Source organism: Pseudomonas sp. FH1, from assembly GCF_000510895.2.
Taxonomy (GTDB): Bacteria; Pseudomonadota; Gammaproteobacteria; order Pseudomonadales; family Pseudomonadaceae; genus Aquipseudomonas; species Aquipseudomonas azotoformans_A.
On the sequence record NZ_AOHM01000043.1, the window covers coordinates 73,504 to 92,353 of the forward strand.

Sequence of the window (18,850 nt, forward strand, 5' to 3'; positions counted from 1 at the left end):
GCCTTCCCGCCCCGGGTAAGGTGTGCGTGTCATAGGTCTTGTCAAACCCCGGTCCGTCTGTGCGGACTCCTGGGTCGCATACGCCATGGTCTGCTGACCAAGTATGTTGACGTATGCCGGACGAGCGTGGCGCTCGTGGGAGACTACTCCCCTAGGACGGAGCGGATTCTGCCTAGGCAAAATCCATTCGGCAAGCCTTCTTTTTCAAACGCCCGTCAGCCGCGCTTGGCGCGATAGATGCGAAAACCATTGCCCTCGGCCTTGATCGCGCACACGCCCAGGTGCTCTTCGATCAACGGTTGGTACTTCAGGAAGCTGTTGGCGACCAGGCGAAGTTCGCCACCTTTTGCCAGGTGTTTCGCCGCTTTTCGCAGCAGATTCTCAGTGGCGAAATAATCGGTGTGCACACCGACATGGAACGGTGGATTGCTCAAAATCGCGTTCAAACCCATGGGTGCCGCGTCGATGCCGTCACCGGTCAGCACGTCGGCTTCCAGACCATTGGCAGCCAGGGTCAAGCGACTGCTGGCGGCGGCGAAGGCATCCACGTCGAGCATTGTCACCGTGTTGTGCGGGTAGCGACGTTTGACCGCAGCCCCCAGCACGCCGGCGCCACAACCGAAGTCCAGCAGATGGCCGCTTGGCAGTTTGTCCAGATGTTCCAGCAACAGCTCGGTACCACGATCCAGACGCCCGTGGCTGAACACGCCTGGCAGGCTCACCACTTTGAGCGGGCCCTCGGCCAGCGGCACGTCGAAGACCTGCGCGAGGCTCTCCAGCTCGACCGCCTGCGGGGCGTTGGCCACGGTGATCTGCCACAGTTGGCAATGCCGTGCGCTGTCGAGCTTGCGCGGTTTGCCGAAGGGGATCAGCTGCTTGGCGGCGCTTTCGATCCCGGCTTTCTTCTCGCCGACCAAAAACACCTCGGCGCCGGGCAAACGCGAGGCCACGGCGTTGAGCAGGTAGTCGGTGAGGTCCTTGGACTTGGGCAGGAAGATCACCGCCACATCAAACGCCCGCTCCGGCACGTTCACGCCAAACTGGCTGCGCTCGGGGAAACGAGCGTCGAGTGCCGCCTGATCGCCGGCATGCCAGCACCAGCCGTGGGCGTTGGGCAGGCGACCCAGCAGGTCGTCGGCAGGCAACCCCACCAGCAGCAGGTTGCCTTGAAAAAGTTCGGCCTGACGAAGCAGTACTTCACTGCGCGGATCCATGGTCTGCTCCTTGAAAAGGGGCGCAGTTTATCAACTGACGACGCGCAGCGGGGCCCCGTTGAAAAAGCCCCGGGCGTTTTCCGCCAGTTGGCCGACGATGCGCTGGCGCGCTTCGCGACTGCCCCAGGCGTTGTGCGGGGTGACGATCAGTCGAGGGATGTCACCGGCCAACAGTGGGTTGCCATTCGCCGGCGGCTCCACGCTCAGCACATCGGTGGCCGCGCCGCCCAGATGGCCGCTGTGCAAGGCGTCCGCCAGGGCCTGCTCGTTGATCAAGCCACCACGCGCCGTATTGACCACAAACGCGCCAGGCTTGAGCAGCGCCAGTTCACGGGCGCCGATAAAGTCGCGGGTGTGTTCGTTGAGTGGGCAGTGAAGGGTGAGTGCGTCCACCTGCGCCAGCAGTTCATCCAATGGCACGCGGTCGGCACGCGCTGGCCGGCCTGGAATAGCGCCGAGCACAACACGCATGCCGAACGCTTCAGCCAGTCGCGCGACGGCGCCGCCCAATTCGCCATGACCGAGCAGGCCGAGGGTCTTGCCTTCCAGCTCTACAATCGGGTGGTCCAGCAGGCAGAACTGCTTGGCCTCTTGCCACTTGCCGGCGCTGACGTCTCGTTGATAATCCTTCAAGCGCGTCGCCAGGTTGAGCAACAGCATGATCGTGTGCTGCGCCACCGACGGCGTGCCGTAGCCCTGGCAGTTGCTCACGGTGATGCCGTGGGCGCGGGCGGCGTCGAGGTCGACGTTATTGGTGCCGGTGGCCGACACCAGGATCAGCTTGAGTTCGGGGCAAGCCGCCAGGGTTTCGGTACTGAGCGCGATCTTGTTGCTGATGACCACGTGGGCACCTTGCACGCGTTCAATCACGTTCTGCGGCGTGGTGCCGGTAAACAACTGCAACTCGCTGAAGCTGCCTCGCAGCTCGCAGAGGTCGAGGTCCCCCAGGTCCAGGGACGGGTGATCAAGGAAGACGGCGCGGCGATTGTTCGTCATCAACTGTACCTTTTGCGACAGGGTTCGAAGGCGTAATCTCTCGAGCCTATCAGATGAAATAATCAGTTACTTAATTGGAGTGAGCATGTACGCCGCCGAGTTCTTGACCGTAGCCCTGATTCACTTGTTGGCGGTGGCCAGCCCCGGCCCGGATTTCGCGGTGGTGGTGCGTGAAAGCGTGACCCACGGCCGTCGCGCCGGGACCTGGACTGCGCTGGGCGTCGGTTCGGCGATTTTCCTGCACGTGGGTTATTCGTTGCTCGGTATCGGCTTGATCGTGTCCCAGTCCATCGTGCTGTTCAACGCCCTGAAATGGGCGGCCGCCGCCTACCTGCTGTACATCGGCTTCAAGGCCCTGCGCGCGCAGCCGGCCAAACCTGCCGCCGAAGGCGATTTGCACCGCGAAGCCGGCGAGCGCACCCCGCGTGGCGCGTTTACCGCCGGTTTCGTGACCAATGGCTTGAACCCCAAGGCCACGCTGTTTTTCCTGTCGTTGTTCACCGTGGTGATCAACCCCCACACCCCGCTGGCGATCCAGGCCGGTTACGGCGTGTACCTGGCGGTGGCGACGGCGCTGTGGTTCTGCCTGGTGGCCATGCTGTTCAGCCAGCAGCGCGTGCGCGCCGGGTTTGCGCGGATGGGGCACTGGTTCGACCGCACCATGGGCGCGGTGTTGATTGCGATTGGGGTCAAGCTGGCCTTCACCAGCATGAAGTGAATCGGATGATGGCTCAAAGCTAGCATTTATTGGGTTCTGCAAATCATTCCTTTGGCTGATTTGGCTGAAACATAAGCGCTCTACAGTGCAGTTCTTTCAGCCAAGACCGTGCAGTCATAAAAGGGATTCGTATGTTGCAGACCCGCGTCATTCCGCCCGCCGAAGGTGCGTACCAATACCCGCTGTTGATCAAACGCCTGTTGATGTCCGGCACCCGATATGAAAAGACCCGGGAAATCGTCTACCGCGACAAACTGCGCTACACCTACCCCACCCTGATCGAGCGTGTTGCGCGCCTGGCCAATGTGCTGACTGAAGCGGGCGTGAAGGCCGGTGATACCGTGGCGGTGATGGACTGGGACAGCCACCGTTACCTGGAGTGCATGTTCGCCATTCCGATGATTGGCGCGGTGATCCACACCATCAACGTGCGCCTGTCGCCGGAACAGATCCTCTACACCATGAACCACGCCGAGGACCGCTTCGTGCTGGTCAACAGTGAGTTCGTGGGGCTTTACCAGGCGATTGCTGGGCAGTTGACTACGGTCGACAAGACTCTGCTGCTTACCGACGGCGAGTCCAAGACCGCCGAACTGCCCAACCTGGTGGGCGAGTACGAAACCCTGCTGGCCGCCGCCAGCCCGAAGTACGACTTCCAGGACTTCGACGAGCACTCCGTCGCCACCACCTTCTACACCACCGGCACCACCGGCAACCCCAAGGGCGTGTATTTCACCCACCGCCAGTTGGTGCTGCACACCATGGGCGTGGCGACCATCATGGGCAGCGTCGACAGCGTGCGGCTGCTGGGCACCAACGACGTGTACATGCCGATCACGCCGATGTTCCACGTGCATGCCTGGGGTTTGCCGTATGTGGCGACCATGCTCGGCCTGAAGCAGGTCTACCCTGGCCGCTACGACCCGGAATACCTGGTGGAGCTGTGGCGCAAGGAAAAGGTCACCTTCTCCCACTGCGTACCGACCATCCTGCAAATGGTGCTCAACGCCAAGGCGGCCCAGGACGTGGATTTCGGTGGCTGGAAAATCGTCATCGGCGGCAGTGCGCTTAACCGTTCGCTGTACGAAGCGTCCAAGGCCCGTGGCATTCAGTTGACCGCCGCCTACGGCATGTCCGAGACCGGGCCATTGGTGTCCTGCGCCCACCTCAACGAAGAACTGATGGCTGGCAGCGAGGATGAGCGCACCACTTACCGCATCAAGGCTGGCGTGCCCGGGCCGTTGGTGGAGGCGGCGATCATCGACGGTGATGGAAACTTCTTGCCCGCTGACGGCGAGTCCCAAGGTGAGCTGGTGCTGCGCGCGCCATGGCTCAGCGAAGGCTATTTCAACGAGCCGCAAAAAGGCGCCGAGCTGTGGGAAGGCGGCTGGATGCACACGGGCGACGTGGCCACGCTGGATGCCTTCGGCGTGATCGACATCCGCGACCGCATCAAGGATGTGATCAAGACCGGCGGCGAGTGGATCTCCTCCCTGGCCCTCGAAGACCTGGTCAGCCGTCACCCGGCGGTACGCGAAGTAGCGGTGGTGGGCATCGCCGATCCGCAATGGGGCGAGCGCCCGTTTGCCTTGCTGGTGGTGCGTGATGGCCATGTGATAGGGGCCCGTGAGCTCAAGGAACACCTCAAGCCGTTCGTGGAACTGGGCCACTTGAGCAAGTGGGCGATTCCGAGCCAGATCGCCGTTGTTACGGAAATTCCCAAGACCAGTGTCGGCAAGCTCGACAAAAAACGTATCCGCATCGACATCATCGAATGGCAGGCCAATAACAGCACCTTCCTGTCCACCCTCTGACGCCCCTCGCCGTGCCCGTTCGGGCACGGCAATGCTCTATCTGGCGCCTTTACTTGTGATTTGCCGATTTTCAGCCATCCTTGCCGCGTCGGCCTTCGTCGACGTGGCGAAAGGGTCGTGGCAGACGGGTTGGTGATGCAAATCACACTTTAGAGGGATCAAGCACTACCCCCTGCTGGCTATAGTCCCTTCCAGAGTTTTTCAAGGATGTTCCGCTACGGGCCATGGGGGCTCGGCTGCCGAGCGGCATTGGAATCGTTGTATTCCGGCCGTTACATGCATCACAGAAAGAACTCACTGCCATAACAATAATGCACATGGAGTAGCGTCGATGACCTCAGTAAACCAGTTCTGGCGCCGGGCAAGACTGCCCCTGGCCGTCAGTCTCGCTTCTACGCTCGCCGGGCCCGCATTCGGCGTCAGTTTCAACATTGGTGAAATCGAAGGGAGTTTTGACTCGTCGCTTTCCGTGGGGGCCAGTTGGTCGACAGCGAAGGCCAACCGCGATCTGATCGGTGTCAACAACGGTGGCAGGGGTTTGTCCCAGACTTCCGATGACGGCCACTTGAACTTCAAGCGTGGGGAGACCTTCTCGAAGATCTTCAAGGGCATCCATGATCTGGAACTGAAGTACGGCGATACCGGTGTGTTTGTGCGAGGCAAGTATTGGTATGACTTTGAACTCAAGGACGAAAGCCGCGAGTTCAAGGATATCAGCGACAAAGGCCGCCAGCAGGGCGCTCGCTCGTCTGGCGGGCAGATACTCGACGCATTCATTTATCACAACTACTCAATCGCCGATGAGCCAGGGTCTGTGCGGTTTGGCAAGCAAGTTGTGAGCTGGGGTGAAAGCACCTTCATTGGTGGCGGCATCAACTCGGTCAACCCGATTGACGTTTCGGCGTTCCGACGCCCAGGGGCTGAAATCAAGGAAGGCCTGATTCCAGTCAACATGTTCTACGTGTCACAAACGCTGACCGATAATCTATCGGCAGAAGCGTTTTACCAATTGGATTGGCAGCAGACGGTGACGGATAACTGCGGGACGTTCTTCTCGCAGCCAGATGTGGTCTCCAAAGGCTGTGATGACAATCTGCGCCTGCTTGCCAAGCGCTCGACCATCGCTGGACAACCAGGTGGCCCGGGGGCATTGGCAGCGTTCAACGCTCTGGGGATTGATACCAACGAAGAGGGCACACTGGTTCGTCGCACCAAAGATCGCGAGGCGCGCGACGGCGGCCAATTCGGCGTGGCCATGCACTACAACTTCGAGCCGCTGGACACTGAATTCGGCGCCTACTTCATGAACTACCACAGCCGTGCACCGATTTTCAGCGCGACGGCGGCTCCGGCATCCGCCTATGCAAGGGCGCCGACCTTTGGCGCTCTGGCCCCGGTATTTATTGCGGGTAACTCCAAGTATTTCGTTGAATACCCGGAAGATATCCGCCTGTACGGTCTGAGCTTTTCGACCACGCTGCCTACTGGCACCGCCTGGAGTGGCGAGATCAGCTATCGTCCTAACGCGCCTGTGCAACTGAACACCACGGACATCCTGTATGCCGGCGTCCGGGACCTGCCTGCTGCGTTTGGCTTGAGCAATGCCTCTTTGCTCAAAGGCAGTCCTGGCCAGGACTTGAACGGCTACCGTCGTAAAGAAATCACTCAGTTCCAGACCACCTTGACGCACTTCTTCGATCAAGTGATGGGCGCCAGTCGCTTAACCTTGGTGGGTGAGTTGGGAGTCACCCATGTCGGTGGCCTCGAAAGTAAATCGGATGTCCGTTATGGTCGAGACCCAGTCTTTGGTCCTGGTGCATTGCCTGCGACAGGCGCGCGTAATACCTGCTCACAGATTCTCAACCCATCGACTATCGGCGGCGCAGGGCCCGGTACCGATGCGAGCAATATGTCCAAGTACTGCGACAACGATGGTTTCACCACAGCCACCTCTTGGGGCTACCGTGGTCGTGCAATCTGGGAATACCCGGACGTCTTCGCGGGTGTGAACCTCAAGCCTAACGTTGCGTGGTCTCACGACGTAAAAGGCTATTCGCCAGGCCCTGGCGGTAACTTCGAAGAAGGTCGCAAGGCGGTCAGCCTGGGCCTGGATGCCGAGTATCAGAACACCTACACCGCCAGCCTGGCCTACACCAACTTCTTTGGTGGCAAGTTCAGTACGGTGGATGACCGCGACTTCGTCGCGTTGAGCTTCGGCGCCAACTTCTAAGCACACTCTTTTTAGATGCATGTATTTTCAGGAAGACCAGAACATGAAAATAACCAAAAGTCTGTTGCACGTGGGTGTGCTTGGGCTGTCGATCCTGGCGAGCAACGTCATGGCGGCAGTGTCGGCGGATGAAGCCGCCAAGCTGGGCACGACCCTGACGCCGATGGGCGCTGAAATGGCCGGTAACGCGGCGGGCACCATTCCTAAATGGTCACCGCTGCCCACCAACGCCGGCGCTGTCGACGCCCGTGGATTCCTGGCCAACCCCTACGCCAGTGAACAACCGCAATTCACCATCACGGCGGCGAACGTCGAGCAGTACAAAGACAAGCTGGCGCCGGGGCAGTACGCGATGTTCAAGCGCTACCCGGAAACCTTCAAGATGCCGGTCTACCCGACTCATCGCGGCGCCACGGTGCCAGCGGATGTGTTTGCCTCCATCAAGAAGAACGCCACCAACACCAACCTGGTGTCTGGCGGCAACGGCCTGGAAAACTTCGAAACCGCCGTGCCGTTCCCGATCCCGAAAAGCGGTGTCGAGGTGATCTGGAACCACATCACTCGCTATCGCGGCGGCAGCGTAACCCGTTTGGTAACCCAGGCTACGCCGCAAACCAACGGTTCCTACAGCCTGGTGTATTTCCGTGACCAGTTTGTGTTCCGCGACAAGATGAAGGACTACGACCCGAAAAATCCGGGCAACGTGCTGTTCTACTTCAAGCAGCAAGTGACCGCGCCGGCCCGTCTGGCCGGTGGTGTACTGTTGGTGCACGAAACCCTGGACCAGGTGAAGGAACCGCGGTCGGCCTGGGTCTACAACGCCGGCCAGCGCCGTGTGCGCCGGGCGCCGCAAGTGTCCTATGACGGGCCAGGCACCGCAGCCGACGGCCTGCGTACCTCCGACAACCTCGACATGTACAACGGTGCGCCGGATCGCTACGACTGGAAGCTGGACGGCAAGAAAGAAATCTACATCGCCTCCAACAGCTACAAGATCGATGATCCGAAGCTCAAGTACGCCGACATCATCAAGGCCGGCCACATCAACCAGGACCTGACCCGCTACGAGTTGCGTCGCGTCTGGCACGTGGTCGCCACTTTGAAAGAAGGCCAGCGCCACATCTACGCCAAGCGTGACTTCTTCATCGACGAAGACACCTGGCAAGCCGCCGTGATCGACCACTACGACGGTCGTGGCCAACTGTGGCGCGTGGCGGAAGCCCATGCCGAGAACTACTACGACAAGCAAGTGCCGTGGTACGCCCTGGAAACCCTCTACGACCTGCAGTCCGGCCGTTACCTGGCGCTGGGCATGAAGAACGAAGAGAAGCAGGCGTATGACTTTGGCTTCACCGCCACCACCAGTGACTTCACCCCGGCGGCCCTGCGCCAGGATGGAGTTCGCTAACGTGCGTTAACCGAGGCCGCATCCTCGCAAAGAAGCCCCGACCGGTTCGGGGCTTTTTTGTACGCGTATTTTTTTGTCGCAGTTCTTTTTCAGTCATTTGTAGCAAAGATCTACAAACCGGCGGCTTTTACCGCTAGTCTGCGGACATCTGCAATGCCGACAACAGCCTTCTACAAGAGCCCGGCGATGACTGATCTGTCCCGAATCCAAGGGCCTGCCAGTGCGGTAATCCCGACCCTGGAAGGTCGCTTCTACAGGCCCCCCCTGCCTGACGGCTACGTGCTGCGCCCGCGCCTGTGCGAACGCCTGAGCGCCGGGCTGGAAGGGCGACTGTTACTGGTCAGTGCACCGGCTGGTTTCGGCAAGAGTTCATTGGCGGTGGAGTTCTGCCAGGGCTTGCCGGCCCATTGGCAAAGCCTGTGGCTGGGCCTCAGTCCACGAGACAACGACCCTGGGCGTTTCCTCGAACGCCTGCTCGACGGCTTGCAGCAATTCTTCCCGCAACTCGGCGCCCAATCCCTGGGCCTGCTGAAAATGCGTCAGCGTCATCAACCCTTTGCCTTTGAAGAATGGCTCGATGGCCTGCTCGACGAGCTGGCGGTGCAGCTGTCCACCCTGGCGCCGTTATTACTGGTGCTGGATGATTACCATCTGGCCCAGGGGCCGGTGCTCGACCGTTGCCTGCAGTTTTTCCTCAATCATTTGCCTGATGGCCTGGTGGTATTGGTCACTAGCCGTCAGCGGCCGGACTGGCATCTGGCGCGGCTGCGGTTGTCGCGTCACCTACTGGAACTGCACGAACAGGATCTGCGCCTGACGCACGAGGAATCACTGGCCGTGCTGGATCGTCACAGCAGTTCCTTGCGCGGCGAAGCTCTCGACAACCTGATCCGCCGCAGCGAAGGCTGGGTCGCCGGCCTGCGTTTCTGGCTACTGGCCGCCTCCGAGGCTGGCAGCGACGGCGCCTTGCCGCAGAGTCTGCACGGCGGCGAAGGGCTGATCCGCGATTACCTGCTGGAAGAAGTCATCGACTGCCTGCCGACCGAAGTGCAGGCGTTTTTGTACGACACCGCCCCTCAGGACCGTTTTTGCAGCGAACTCTGCGACGCGGTGCGTGAGGCCCACGACAGCGCCGAAATCCTGCGTTACCTCCAGGCGCACCAAGTGTTCCTGGTGCCGCTGGACGACCAGGGCCATTGGTACCGTTATCACCATCTTTTTTCGGATTTGCTGCGCACGCGGCGCGCCAGCAGCAACGTGCTGCCGGCGGCCAGCCTGCACCTGCGCGCGTGTCGCTGGTTCAATGCCCAAGGTTTGATCGACGAGGCGGTGGAGCAGGCGTTGCGCGCCGGTCACCTGGATGTGGCTGCGAATCTGGTACAAAACCTTTCCGAAGAACAACTGTTGGCCGAGCAGAACGTGGGCATGTTGCTGCGCTGGAAAATGGACTTGCCTGACAGCCTATTGATCAGCACGCCGCGCTTGATCGTGCTCTACAGCTGGGCCTTGGGCCTGGCCTGCCAACTGGATGCGGCGGAGGAACTGTCCAGTTACCTCAGTCGCTTCCTGCCGGCGCCGTCGGCCACTGCGCAAAAGTCGATGTTGGCCCAGTGGCTGGCATTGAGCGGGATCATCGCCCGTGGCCGTGGCGATCGCGAACTGACCCAGCGCTATTGCAGCGAAGCGCTGGAAAGCTTGCCGCAACGGCGTTACGGCCAGCGGTTGATGTGCTTGTCGACCCTGTCCAACCTGGCCATTGTCGATGCCGACCTGTGGCGTGCACGGGGTTTGAATCGTGAATCCCTGGAACTGGCGCAGCGCGTCGGCAACCCCTTGTTCGAAGCCCTGGCCCATTACGACCGCGCGCGGGTGTTGCAGGCGCGCGGCGAGATCCTGCGTTCCCTGGATGAAGTGCGCCAGGGCCTGCAACGCCTGCACGGCCTGGCGCCGCAGCGCTTGTACGCGGTGCGTGCACGGTTATCGCTTTACGAGGGTTTTTTGTTGCTGGTGCGGCTCCAGCCCGAAGCGGGTCTTGCCCGCTTGCGTGCCGGTCTTGCTGAAGCCCGCGCGTGTCGCGATATCAGTGTGTTGATCGGCCATTGTGTGATTGCCAATTTCGAGGGGCGCCGTGGCGACTTCGCCAAAGCCTTCGCCGAACTGGCCGAGGCCGAACGCCTGATGCATATCTGGGACGTGCCGCCGATCTACTACCTGGCAATGATCACCCTGATCAAGTGCGAGCTGTGGCTGGCCCAAGGCCGTACCGACCTGGCCGACGCCTGGTTGACGCGCCTGGGGCAAACCTACAATGGCGAACACGCCGCCGCGGCGCCGGAGTTCCACCCACACCTGCCGCAGCACATCGGGCTGCAACAGGCTGCGTTGGACGCGACTCGCCACCAACCTGCTGCAGCGTTGCAGCGCCTTGAAGAACTGGCGCAACAGGCGCACAACAGCGGGCGTCAGATGATCGCGCTGATGGCCCTGACCCAACAGGTGCAACTGCTGCTGGAAGACGGCCAGGAGGCCAAGGCGCGTCCGGTGTTTGCCCAGGCCCTTGAGGCCGGCATGGGTGGCGCGTTGCAACCCTTCCAGCGTTTGCTGGAGACTCATCCAGACTGGATGCGTGAGCAGCTTGCCAAAGATCCCCATGGGCTGCTGAACCAGAGTCTGCTGGCGTTGTTGCCGTCGGTCGTGGTGGTGGAGGCCGTTTCAACCCATGAGACGTTGAGCGCGCGGGAGCTGGCGGTGCTGCAATTGATTGCTCAGGGGTGTTCCAACCAAGAGATCAGCAACCGGTTGTTTATCTCCCTGCACACGGTCAAGACACACGCGAGCCACATCAACAGCAAGCTGGGTGTGGAGCGGCGTACCCAGGCGGTGGCTAGGGCTCAAGAGCTGAGGTTGATCGGCTAGGAGGGGCCCAGTCTGTTTTAATGGTGCAATTATTCTGGCGATACCTGCCCGGAATCGACATTTCACTTGCACGACAGGACCCTGAATGGAAACCGCCAAGCCGACCCTCATCCGCGAAACTTTTCCCGTCGGCCCGTTGCAGTGCAACTGCACCATCATCGGCGATCCGATCAGCAAAAAGGCCATCGTGGTCGACCCAGGCGGTAATCATGAGTTGATCCTGGCGCGGCTCGATGCCTTGGGCCTGAAGGTGGTAAGCATCATCCACACCCATGCCCATCTGGATCACTTCCTGGCGTCCGGCCAGCTGAAAGAGAAGACCGGTGCCACTTTGCATCTGCACAAAGAAGATCAATTCCTTTGGGACAATCTGGAAATGCAATGCCAGATGTTTCGCGTGCCTTATACCCCGGTGCCTTCGCCGGATCGCTGGCTGGAGCATGATGAAGAGTTGGCCTGCGGCTGTGGCGTGGCGTTGCACACCCCAGGCCATACGCCGGGGTCGATGAGCTTCTGGTTTGCCGATGCCAAGCTGCTGATTGCCGGCGACACGTTGTTTCGTCGCGGCATCGGGCGTACGGATTTGTGGGGCGGCGACCAGGCGACCATCGTGCGTTCGATCAAGCAGCGCCTGTACACCCTGGACGAGGGCGCGACGGTGGTGACCGGTCACGGGCCGGATACCCGATTGGGCGATGAAATGCGTGAGAACCCTTTTGTGAGGGCGTGAAGGAATAATTACCCGGCAGAACGCGTTCTATAACAGGCAAGCCTTGTAGCAAAAACTCAGGTCGTGTTCAGCGTGCGTCTGCTACGGTTTCTGTAGCCACGGAATTTTTACCGTTTGTCGCGTTCCAAACTCGGCACAGGTCCATTGCCAATGTCCTTTGCACCATAGAATGCAAAAGTAGGAGCTCCCTTCATGTTCACTTCGCGTCGTCTGCTTGTTGTCGCTACCGTCGTAGCTCTGTTGTCCGGCTGCGCATCACCTAACCCTTATGACGGCAGCAGCCAGGGACAGGCGAGTAATGAATCCGGCGGTATGAGCAAAACCGCCAAGTACGGTGGCCTGGGTGCCCTGGCAGGTGCTTTGGCGGGGGCGGCCATCGACCACAACAACCGTGGCAAGGGCGCACTGATCGGCGCCGTCGTTGCAGGTGCCGGCGCCGCAGGTTATGGCTATTACGCTGACCAGCAGGAAAAGAAACTGCGTGAAAGCATGGCTAACACTGGTGTTGAAGTTCAGCGCCAGGGTGACCAGATCAAGCTGATCATGCCGGGCAACATCACCTTCGCGACCAACTCGGACGCGATCTCCAGCAGCTTCTACCAGCCGCTGAACAACCTGGCCAACTCGCTCAAGCAGTTCAACCAGAACACTATCCAGATCGTTGGCTACACCGACAGCACGGGTAGCCGTCAGTTGAACATGGACCTGTCCCAGCGTCGCGCCCAGAGCGTGGCCAACTACCTGACGTCCCAAGGCGTCAACGGCGCCAACCTTAGCGCTCGCGGTGCCGGCCCGGATAACCCGATTGCCAGCAACGCCGACGTCAACGGCCGTGCCCAGAACCGTCGCGTAGAAGTCAACCTCGGCCCGATCCCAGGCCAGCAGTATGGCCAGCCAGGTGCCCAGCAACAGGCGCCACAACAGAACAACCAGTTCCAGGGCAATCCGTACTCGCAATACCAGTAAACACTCGCTAATAAAAAAGGGCGCCATGCGGCGCCCTTTTTTGTGGCTGCTTGATTACATCAATCGATGTACTCGAACACCTTGACGATTTTCTGAACACCGGACACACCCTGCACCAAGTTGGCTGCGCGAGTGGCTTCGGCCTGGGTGAGCAGGCCCATCAGGTAGACGATGCCGTTATCGGTCACGACCTTGATGCGCGAGCCAGGGATCGCGTTATCGGTCAGCATCTGCGCCTTGATCTTGGTCGTCAGCAGCGCGTCGTTGCTGATGGCCAGCAGGGTGATCGGGTCCATCACCTGCAATTCGTTGTGCACCTTCTTCACGCGCTGTACAGCGGCGGCGGCTTGTTCGGCCTGGGCCTTGAGGTCGGCGCGTGGCGTCTGGCCGGCGAGCAGCACGACGCCGTTGAAGCTGGTGACCACAATGCGCGAGGCGCCGTTGCCCAGGTCGGTGGCGGCCTTGGCGACGTTGACTTCAACCTTGGTTTCGATCAGCGAGTCATCGATCTTGCTGCCGAAGGTGCGGGTGCCCTTGTCATCCTGAATAGGGGTGTCGCGTGTTGCAGTGATGGCCGTGCTGCAGCCGCTGATAGCGAGGCACAGGGTCATGGCCAAAAGGCTCAGGCGGTTAACGGTCATTCTTCACTCCCAAACAGTTGGCTGTCGATCAGATCGCACAGGCAGTGGATCGCCAGCAGGTGGACTTCCTGGATACGTGCGGTGACATTGGCCGGGACGCGAATCTCCACGTCTTCAGGCAACAGCAGCGAAGCCATGCCGCCGCCATCGCGTCCGGTCAATGCTACGACAATCATTTCGCGATCATGTGCGGCCTGGATCGCCTGAATAATATTCGCCGAGTTGCCGCTGGTGGAAATTGCCAGCAATACATCGCCGGGTTGGCCCAGGGCGCGGATCTGCTTGGAGAAGATCTCGTTATAGCTGTAGTCGTTGGCGATCGAGGTGATCGTCGACGAGTCGGTGGTCAAGGCAATGGCCGGCAGGCTAGGGCGCTCACGCTCGAAGCGGTTGAGCAGCTCGGACGAGAAATGCTGGGCATCGCCGGCCGAACCGCCATTGCCGCACGAAAGCATTTTGCCCTCGTTGAGCAAGGCATTGACCATGACCTGACTGGCTTGCTCGATGTGCGGTGCAAGTACGTCCATCGCCTGTTGCTTGGTGTCGATGCTGGCCTGGAAAAGCTGGCGAATTCGGGATTGCATGTCCATCTGTGTGACCTTAAGTAGCGCGGCTGTTTGGCACAGGAATGTGCAGCCCGCAAAGCAAAGAGCAAAAGTGTGTGGTGAAGATGTCCGGCGAATCAGCTGTCGAAGGCATTTTTCAGCCAGTTCAGATCAGCCTGACCAGACGGTGTGCTTTCTATGGCAACCACATCGAAACGGCAGGGGGCGTCGGCCCAGCGATGCTCTTTTTGCAGGAAAAACTGCGCGGCGAGTATCAGCTTTTGACGCTTGCGCCCGTCAATACTGGCGAGCGCGCCACCCCATTGTGCGTGTTTTCTGTAGCGGACTTCGACGAATACTACTGTATCGCCGTCAAGCATGACCAGATCAAGCTCGCCGCGTTTACACAACCAGTTCTGCGCCAGTAGGCGCAGACCCTGTTGTTGCAAGTGTTTCAGAGCTTGTAGTTCGGCGTCCTTGCCGCTTTGTGCGCTGGACCGCTCAGGCATCAGCGCGGGGTGTCCGGCAGGCGCTGGATCTCGCCGCCGACAAACTTGGCCCATGGCATCTGGCGATCAACGCGCTGGTTGGCGCTGATGCCCAGGTTGCCCGACAGGCCTTCAACACGGGTGTCCGGCAGCGCCTTGAGTTGCCCCAGGCGCGGCGCCAGGCGGTAGGCATCGACGCCCATCGCGTACAGGCGGCCGAGGCTGCCATTGGCTTGCGGCCATTGTGCGGCAACCTGGTTGCGCAGTGGGTCGGTGGTGTTGAGCAGCCAAGGGGTTTCGCAGAACATCACGTTGGTCATGTCCAGGTACTGGTTCTTGTCGCCGCTGGCGCTGAACACGTGGGACGTGGCGTACACCGGCACATCGCCGGCATATTGGAAGTTCAGGGTTGGCTTGATCTGCTGGGCCAGTTGCGGCGTCACGGCCAGGAAGATGAACTCGATGTCCTGGCGACGCGAAGGTTGCGCGGCGACGTCGGTGCCGACGGTGCTTTGCAGGCTCTTGGCGCGGCCTTCGCTTTTACGTAGTTGGAACAGGTCGGCAATTTGCTGGGCAAGGGCGACTGGCTGATCGACATACTCGACCCCCATGACCTGGCCGCCATTGGCTTCCCAGTCCTGGCGGAAGGCCTTGTAGACTCGCTCGCCCCATTCGCCACGGGGCACCATTGCAGCCGCACGGTGCAGGCCATCGGCACGGGCGCGGCGCGATACTTCGCGGGCTTCGTCTTCTGCGGCCAAACCGAACTGGAACAGTTGCGCCGGGCTGCGATCAGTCTCGCTGTAGTTCAGCGCCAGGGTGGTGATCGGTAACTGCGGACGTGCGCTGAGCTGTTTGACCAGCGGTTTTTCCAGCGGGCCGACCACCAGTTGCACGCCGGCCGCCTGGGCCTTGGCGTAGAAGTCGTCGAGGGAGTTGAGGCGCGAGCTGTCATAGAACTCGATGACCGGCGGCTTCTGCCCGGCTTGCTCAGCCTGGTAGTGCGCCGCCATGAAGCCTTCACGCAGTGCCTTGCCGACGGAGGCCAGCGGGCCATCCTGTGGCAGCAGCAGGGCGATCTTGGTCAGGGGCTGGCTCGCCAGTTCCTTGAGCTTGGTCAGTGGCGTTGGCAGTTGCACAGCCGCCGGATGCCCCGGGTTCTGAGCGCGCCAGGTATCGATGGCGGCTTGTTGCTGCTCCAGCGTGCCGGCGCCCTTGACCGCCTGGGCCAGGGTGATCCAGCCGTCGAGCGTCGGGTTGCCGCTGGCTTGCAGCTGTTCAGCCGGCAGGGCGGCAATCAATACCCAGATGGCTTCGTGGTTGCTTTTGGCGGCATCGCCTGTGAGCAGCGGGGCCATGGCCACACGTTCGCGGGCGGCGGCCAGGGTCTGGCCATCCGCTTCATAGGCACGGGCGTGCACGCTGCCGGTGCGGACCTGCTGTTCAGGCGGCAGGTCCTTCAGGCTTTGCAGGCTCGGGTGGTTCAGGGCGGTCAACGCGGCCTTGGGCTGGTTGCGCGCCATGGCCAATTCGGCGGCCAAGGTGCTGGCAAACACTTGCGCGGCGGGCTTGAGGACATCCAGGGGCACCTGCGCAAGAATCTGCGACGAGCGGCCAGGGTTGTTCTGCTTGTAGGCCATGTCTGCCGCACTCAGGCGCAGTAATGCGGCCTTTTCTGGCGTCTTGGCGGTGGTGGCCTGTTCGAGCAGTTGCTCGATACTGGCGTCCGGGGTCCGTGGAAGGTCGCCAAGGCTGGACGAGGGCGAGCTGGCACACGCGGCCAACAAGGCAGCGAGGCAGAGGGCGGAGAGCAGCCGCAGGCAAGCGATCATGTAAGTGTTCCTGATACCGATCAAATTAGCGTGGAATTGTACCCAAGCACTGGCCCAGGCGCGATGTTACTGGCGTGAAACCGTCGATTTAGGTCGTGCAAATGTTGCAGTTGGCGTTAAACGGCTGAAAAGGCATCGGCCGTGATGGCATATTTTCCAGGCGCCTACGCGCTACAATGTCGCTTTTGCCAACCATCGAGGTGTGCGTTTTGACTGCTCCAGGTCCTTTGAATTCCACTGCAGGCTCGCTTTTTGTCGTGGCGACGCCCATTGGCAACCTGGACGACATCAGTGCGCGAGCATTGAAAGTGTTGCGCGAGGTTAAATTGATCGCGGCTGAAGACACCCGTCACTCCCAGCGGTTGATGCAGCATTTTGGTATCAGCACGCCATTAGCGGCTTGCCATGAGCACAACGAGCGCGAGGAAGGCAGTCGCTTTATCGTGCGCCTGCTGGCCGGCGACGATGTGGCGCTGATCTCCGACGCGGGCACGCCGCTGATCTCCGACCCTGGCTACCACTTGGTGCGCCAGGCGCGGGCCGCTGGTATCAATGTAGTGCCTGTTCCGGGTGCGTGCGCGCTGATTGCTGCATTGTCGGCGGCGGGGTTGCCGTCCGACCGTTTCATCTTTGAAGGTTTTCTGCCGGCCAAGGCTGTTGGGCGTCGCGCACGCCTTGAAGCGCTGAAAGAAGAACCCCGCACCTTGATCTTCTATGAAGCTCCGCATCGCATCCTTGAATGCCTGCAGGACATGGAGCTGGTATTTGGCGGCGAACGCCTGGCGCTGCTGGCCCGTGAGCTGACCAAGACCTTCGAAACCCTCAAGGGCCTGCCATTGGAAGAGCTGCGTGCGTTCGTCGAGGGCGACAGCAACCAACAGCGCGGCGAGTGCGTGGTGCTGGTGGCGGGCTGGGCCGCGCCAGAGGACGAAGACGCCGTGGGCAGCGAGGCCATGCGCGTCCTGGACTTGCTGCTCAAGGAGATGCCGCTCAAGCGAGCCGCAGCCCTGGCGGCGGAAATTACCGGCGTGCGCAAGAACCTCTTATATCAAGCGGCGCTGGATAAGCAGAAAGCCGAATAGTTCCGGTGTTAAACCGGTATTGCGTCTGAACGTGATGGCAATTCTGAACTTTTATTACTTGTCCTAAGTCCGCCGTGCCGTTAACCTGCGCGGCGGAGAGTCGATTGGGCAGTCGCTGCCCTCTATGAAAATTAGGGGGGGGAGGAAAGTCCGGGCTCCATAGGGCGAAGTGCCAGGTAATGCCTGGGAGGCGTGAGCCTACGGAAAGTGCCACAGAAAATAACCGCCTAAGCACTTCGGTGCCGGTAAGGGTGAAAAGGTGCGGTAAGAGCGCACCGCACGACTGGCAACAGTTCGTGGCTAGGTAAACCCCACTTGGAGCAAGACCAAATAGGGTCCCAAGGCGTGGCCCGCGCTGGGACCGGGTAGGTTGCTAAAGATGTCCAGTGATGGCCATCGTAGACGAATGACTGTTCAAGACAGAACCCGGCTTACAGATCGACTCTCCACCTTTTTCCTTCTGTCCGAATCTCGGGCAGAAAACCGGTAGTAACGCAAGAATCCCTCCCTGCCGAATCATTGGCAGATGCATCTTCGTAATACCAAAAAAATCTTACTCTTAATAAATTACTTTAACTTCGAGCTATAGCTCTTTGAGCTATTTGCGCTTGTTGGGCCAAAAACATCGCTGAACTCTGGTTTCTCCTCCCTTTACGCTCCTAAATCTCCGTTCTGTAAGGCTTTTCCTTGAATCCGCGCCTTGACGGTGTGGTGGGCGCATTCCTATAGTGTGCGCAAGTGGCGGAAAGTGGCGGAAAGTGGCACAAAGTGGGTTTTTTGAACGTAAAACGCTAAAATTTGGAGAAACGCATCTGTGTTTCGCGGAGCTAACGCTATCAGTCTCGATGCAAAAGGCCGTCTCGCCATGCCGAGCCGGTATCGTGACGAGCTGATTTCGCGAAGTTCTGGACAGTTGATCATCACGATCGATGCCGTTGACCCTTGTTTATGTGTTTACCCCCTCGATGAGTGGGAGTTGATTGAAACCAAACTGCGCGCCCTGCCTTCATTGCGTGAAGAGAACCGTCGCCTGCAGCGTTTGCTGATTGGTAACGCCGTCGACCTCGAGTTGGATGGCAGCGGTCGCTTCCTGGTGCCTCCGCGTCTGCGCGAGTACGCCAAGCTGGATAAGCGCGCAATGCTGGTTGGCCAACTGAACAAGTTCCAATTGTGGGACGAAGATGCCTGGGATGCTGTTTCTGCAGCTGACCTGGCTGCTATTCAACAACCGGGCGCTATGCCTGATGAACTGCGTGATTTGATCCTGTGA

The 18,850-nt window shown here is 60.3% G+C and carries 15 protein-coding genes, 1 other RNA gene and 1 riboswitch; of the genes, 10 read left to right on the forward strand and 6 right to left on the reverse strand.

Translation table 11 applies throughout. The features are described 5' to 3' along the window. Window positions 1–44: 44 nt before the first annotated feature. A riboswitch (yybP-ykoY riboswitch) is annotated at window positions 45–164 on the reverse strand. 51 nt (window positions 165–215) lie between these two features. Together H096_RS14835 and H096_RS14840 are read right to left on the reverse strand one after the other, a co-directional pair. After that, window positions 216–1,214 (reverse strand): class I SAM-dependent methyltransferase, encoded by a 999-nt coding sequence (locus tag H096_RS14835; RefSeq protein ID WP_033899421.1) that lies wholly within the window; start codon window positions 1,212–1,214, stop codon window positions 216–218. A gap of 30 nt (window positions 1,215–1,244) precedes the next feature. After that, entirely contained in the window at window positions 1,245–2,210 is a 966-nt protein-coding gene (locus tag H096_RS14840) for a 2-hydroxyacid dehydrogenase (RefSeq protein ID WP_033899423.1), read from the reverse strand. Window positions 2,211–2,295: 85 nt separating this feature from the next. On the opposite strand from H096_RS14840, the gene H096_RS14845 reads away from it, so the two are divergent. The 7 genes from H096_RS14845 to H096_RS14875 all read left to right on the forward strand — a co-directional run bounded on the left by H096_RS14845 (window position 2,296) and on the right by H096_RS14875 (window position 12,992). Beyond that, on the forward strand, window positions 2,296–2,928 hold the full coding sequence (locus tag H096_RS14845; RefSeq protein ID WP_033899434.1) for a LysE family transporter: 633 nt from the start codon (window positions 2,296–2,298) through the stop codon (window positions 2,926–2,928). A 131-nt stretch (window positions 2,929–3,059) separates the two neighbouring features. Continuing rightward, complete coding sequence (locus H096_RS14850) at window positions 3,060–4,742, forward strand: fatty acid--CoA ligase (protein ID WP_033899435.1); 1,683 nt, start codon at window positions 3,060–3,062, stop codon at window positions 4,740–4,742. Window positions 4,743–5,073: 331 nt separating this feature from the next. Next, complete coding sequence (locus tag H096_RS14855) at window positions 5,074–6,972, forward strand: DUF1302 domain-containing protein (RefSeq protein WP_033899437.1); 1,899 nt, start codon at window positions 5,074–5,076, stop codon at window positions 6,970–6,972. A gap of 43 nt (window positions 6,973–7,015) precedes the next feature. Beyond that, a complete protein-coding gene (locus H096_RS14860; RefSeq protein WP_033899439.1) occupies window positions 7,016–8,380 on the forward strand; it encodes a DUF1329 domain-containing protein in 1,365 nt (454 codons plus the stop codon). A gap of 186 nt (window positions 8,381–8,566) precedes the next feature. Next, window positions 8,567–11,296: a LuxR C-terminal-related transcriptional regulator gene (locus tag H096_RS14865; protein WP_033899441.1), complete on the forward strand. Its 2,730-nt coding sequence runs from the start codon at window positions 8,567–8,569 to the stop codon at window positions 11,294–11,296. A gap of 85 nt (window positions 11,297–11,381) precedes the next feature. Further along, window positions 11,382–12,026: an MBL fold metallo-hydrolase gene (locus H096_RS14870; RefSeq protein ID WP_033899442.1), complete on the forward strand. Its 645-nt coding sequence runs from the start codon at window positions 11,382–11,384 to the stop codon at window positions 12,024–12,026. A gap of 192 nt (window positions 12,027–12,218) precedes the next feature. Further along, entirely contained in the window at window positions 12,219–12,992 is a 774-nt protein-coding gene (locus H096_RS14875) for an OmpA family lipoprotein (protein WP_012722283.1), read from the forward strand. A gap of 59 nt (window positions 12,993–13,051) precedes the next feature. Here H096_RS14875 and H096_RS14880 read toward each other — a convergent pair whose 3' ends face one another. From H096_RS14880 to H096_RS14895, 4 genes are all read right to left on the reverse strand, one after another. Beyond that, a complete protein-coding gene (locus tag H096_RS14880) occupies window positions 13,052–13,633 on the reverse strand; it encodes a BON domain-containing protein (protein ID WP_033899448.1) in 582 nt (193 codons plus the stop codon). Then, window positions 13,630–14,223 (reverse strand): phosphoheptose isomerase, encoded by a 594-nt coding sequence (locus tag H096_RS14885; RefSeq protein ID WP_007904374.1) that lies wholly within the window; start codon window positions 14,221–14,223, stop codon window positions 13,630–13,632. The genes H096_RS14880 and H096_RS14885 overlap by 4 nt, the downstream gene beginning before the upstream one ends. Window positions 14,224–14,315: 92 nt before the next feature. Continuing rightward, on the reverse strand, window positions 14,316–14,687 hold the full coding sequence (locus tag H096_RS33235; protein ID WP_061435353.1) for a YraN family protein: 372 nt from the start codon (window positions 14,685–14,687) through the stop codon (window positions 14,316–14,318). Next, window positions 14,687–16,498, reverse strand: coding sequence for a penicillin-binding protein activator (locus tag H096_RS14895; RefSeq protein WP_033899452.1), 1,812 nt, complete (start codon window positions 16,496–16,498; stop codon window positions 14,687–14,689). The genes H096_RS33235 and H096_RS14895 overlap by 1 nt, the downstream gene beginning before the upstream one ends. 176 nt (window positions 16,499–16,674) lie before the next feature. Here H096_RS14895 and rsmI point away from each other — a divergent pair, with 176 nt between their 5' ends. The 3 genes from rsmI to mraZ all read left to right on the forward strand — a co-directional run bounded on the left by rsmI (window position 16,675) and on the right by mraZ (window position 18,850). Next, a complete protein-coding gene (gene rsmI, locus H096_RS14900; RefSeq protein ID WP_162240117.1) occupies window positions 16,675–17,580 on the forward strand; it encodes a 16S rRNA (cytidine(1402)-2'-O)-methyltransferase in 906 nt (301 codons plus the stop codon). Window positions 17,581–17,676: 96 nt separating this feature from the next. Continuing rightward, window positions 17,677–18,030: RNase P RNA component class A (rnpB, locus tag H096_RS15210), an RNA gene on the forward strand. Window positions 18,031–18,394: 364 nt separating this feature from the next. Further along, on the forward strand, window positions 18,395–18,850 hold the full coding sequence (gene mraZ, locus H096_RS14905; protein WP_003171868.1) for a division/cell wall cluster transcriptional repressor MraZ: 456 nt from the start codon (window positions 18,395–18,397) through the stop codon (window positions 18,848–18,850).

Coding starts and splice junctions, on each gene's coding strand:
- H096_RS14845 (WP_033899434.1), top strand. CDS start 2,296: ATGTACGCCGCCGAGTTCTTGACCGTAGCCCTGATTCACTTGTTGGCG.
- H096_RS14880 (WP_033899448.1), bottom strand. CDS start 13,633: ATGACCGTTAACCGCCTGAGCCTTTTGGCCATGACCCTGTGCCTCGCT.
- H096_RS14865 (WP_033899441.1), top strand. CDS start 8,567: ATGACTGATCTGTCCCGAATCCAAGGGCCTGCCAGTGCGGTAATCCCG.
- H096_RS14875 (WP_012722283.1), top strand. CDS start 12,219: ATGTTCACTTCGCGTCGTCTGCTTGTTGTCGCTACCGTCGTAGCTCTG.
- H096_RS14860 (WP_033899439.1), top strand. CDS start 7,016: ATGAAAATAACCAAAAGTCTGTTGCACGTGGGTGTGCTTGGGCTGTCG.
- H096_RS33235 (WP_061435353.1), bottom strand. CDS start 14,687: ATGCCTGAGCGGTCCAGCGCACAAAGCGGCAAGGACGCCGAACTACAA.
- H096_RS14895 (WP_033899452.1), bottom strand. CDS start 16,498: ATGATCGCTTGCCTGCGGCTGCTCTCCGCCCTCTGCCTCGCTGCCTTG.
- H096_RS14850 (WP_033899435.1), top strand. CDS start 3,060: ATGTTGCAGACCCGCGTCATTCCGCCCGCCGAAGGTGCGTACCAATAC.
- H096_RS14840 (WP_033899423.1), bottom strand. CDS start 2,210: ATGACGAACAATCGCCGCGCCGTCTTCCTTGATCACCCGTCCCTGGAC.
- H096_RS14855 (WP_033899437.1), top strand. CDS start 5,074: ATGACCTCAGTAAACCAGTTCTGGCGCCGGGCAAGACTGCCCCTGGCC.
- H096_RS14870 (WP_033899442.1), top strand. CDS start 11,382: ATGGAAACCGCCAAGCCGACCCTCATCCGCGAAACTTTTCCCGTCGGC.
- H096_RS14885 (WP_007904374.1), bottom strand. CDS start 14,223: ATGGACATGCAATCCCGAATTCGCCAGCTTTTCCAGGCCAGCATCGAC.
- rsmI (WP_162240117.1), top strand. CDS start 16,675: ATGTCGCTTTTGCCAACCATCGAGGTGTGCGTTTTGACTGCTCCAGGT.
- H096_RS14835 (WP_033899421.1), bottom strand. CDS start 1,214: ATGGATCCGCGCAGTGAAGTACTGCTTCGTCAGGCCGAACTTTTTCAA.